The sequence below is a fragment of the Peptoniphilus sp. HCN-40583 genome, assembly GCF_037892835.1.
Taxonomy (GTDB): Bacteria; Bacillota; Clostridia; order Tissierellales; family Peptoniphilaceae; genus Aedoeadaptatus; species Aedoeadaptatus rachelemmaiella.
The window spans coordinates 1-1,619 of sequence record NZ_JBBKBU010000055.1 but is presented as its reverse complement, the minus strand read 5'-3'; the positions used below and the strand labels follow the sequence as shown (position 1 = coordinate 1,619).

1 protein-coding gene is annotated in these 1,619 nt (G+C 51.0%); it reads right to left on the bottom strand.

Annotated features, from left to right (window positions below):
* Positions 1-38: 38 nt before the first annotated feature.
* Positions 39-1,619: S-layer homology domain-containing protein (locus WKT05_RS10540; protein ID WP_340414056.1), on the bottom strand; the 1,581-nt coding region annotated here is incomplete at its 5' end.

The window sequence follows — 1,619 nt, the reverse complement described above, 5'->3', positions numbered from 1 at the left end:
AAGGAACCGAGTATAAACTCGATTCCTTTTCAATGACCTTAGCGGTTTTCTAAAGCCTGTTTCCACGTTTGATTCAACATAACCCACGTTTCGGGTACCTGACCTTTTTCAGTGCGGTAGAACGTGTGGGTGTTGGACGCTTCGATAATATCGTAGTATGCCCAGTGGCTTGCATTGACATCATTGAAGGGTACGATGCCCGTCAATACATCACGCAGACCCGTGAGGCCGACGCTACGGTCGTACAGCTTATTGAATACCGTAACCGCTTCGGCACGGGTGATATTGTTGTTCGGGCGGAAGGTGCCGTCCGGATAACCGGTAATACGCTTGTTGCCATAGGCTTGGTTGATCGCCGCTTCGGCCCAGTGGCCTTTTGCATCGGCGAAGGGTGCCATGCCGGTATTCGCCTTGTCAATGGCCTTGATCATTTGTGCAAATTCAGCACGGGTGATCTTGTCGTTGGGGCGGAAGGTACCGTCGGGATAGCCCTTCATGTACCCTGCGTTGACAACTGCATTGACGACTGCGTTGTACCAACCGCTGCGTACGTCGATGAAGCCGGGTCTTGCCTTGTTGGACAGATCCAGACCTTGCAGACGAGCGATCATCGCTGCCGCTTCGGCGCGGGTCATATTGCCTTCGGGACGGAAGGTGTTATCTTCATAGCCGTAGATATACAGCTTGTGAATAGCCGTTTCGTGTTTCGGTTTTTCAACAGAGGGTGTCGTCGTGCTTCCCGGAATGATCCAGGTACCGCCGATGATACCGCCGGAGCTTCCTCCGTTGTTTCCGCGATTATCGACACTCTTGACTTGACTGCTGGACTTGCCGCCATCCGGGTAAATCGCCGTTGCCGTAACAATCGTTCCCGGCTTAAGGCTTCTTGCGGTAATGGTGATTTCTCCGGTTTCGGGATTCATCGTAATTGAAGGATCGGCATCCTTGGGAAGAATCCAATTTCCGTTGGTACCTTTACCTTTCTTCAAGGTGAGTGATCTCGGATTGCCGTTGGCGTCCGTGTAATCTACTCTTACCTTATCCGCATCTTGCGGCGGCACGACGGTAACGCTGCCGTCCGAATTTGCTTTGACTTCGGGAGCGGAAGCAGCACGAACCGTTTGTGTCGGAGTTAAGGTGCCTTCTTTATCACCGGATTTTACCGTGACTGTACCATCTTCTGCAACGGTAACAGTTGCATCTTTCGGTAAATCTTTATTGGCATCTCGAACGGCTTTTTCTACCGCTTGTTTTTCAGCGTCAGTCAGATGCTTAGGATCTTTAACTGCAACTGGTTCTTCCGGTGCTTTCACGCCGAGTTTACTCGGGTTTTGTGCGACGGTTTTGTCCGGTGTCAGCGTACCGATCACCTTGCCGTCTTTGTCTTTGACGGTGACTGTACCGTCGTCGCCTACCTCAATGGTGGCGTCTTTCGGTAAGGTGCTATTGCCACTGTCGTCTTTGTTGGCATCTTCGACGGCTTGTTTGACCTTTTCTTTGTCTGCATCGCTTAATGCCTTGGCATTGTCGACTTTGATTGGCGATTTAGGAGCGTTGATTTTAGTTCCCGGTGTCGCTTTTTCTTTTACTAAGTCGGTTCCCGGAATTGTATCTTGTGA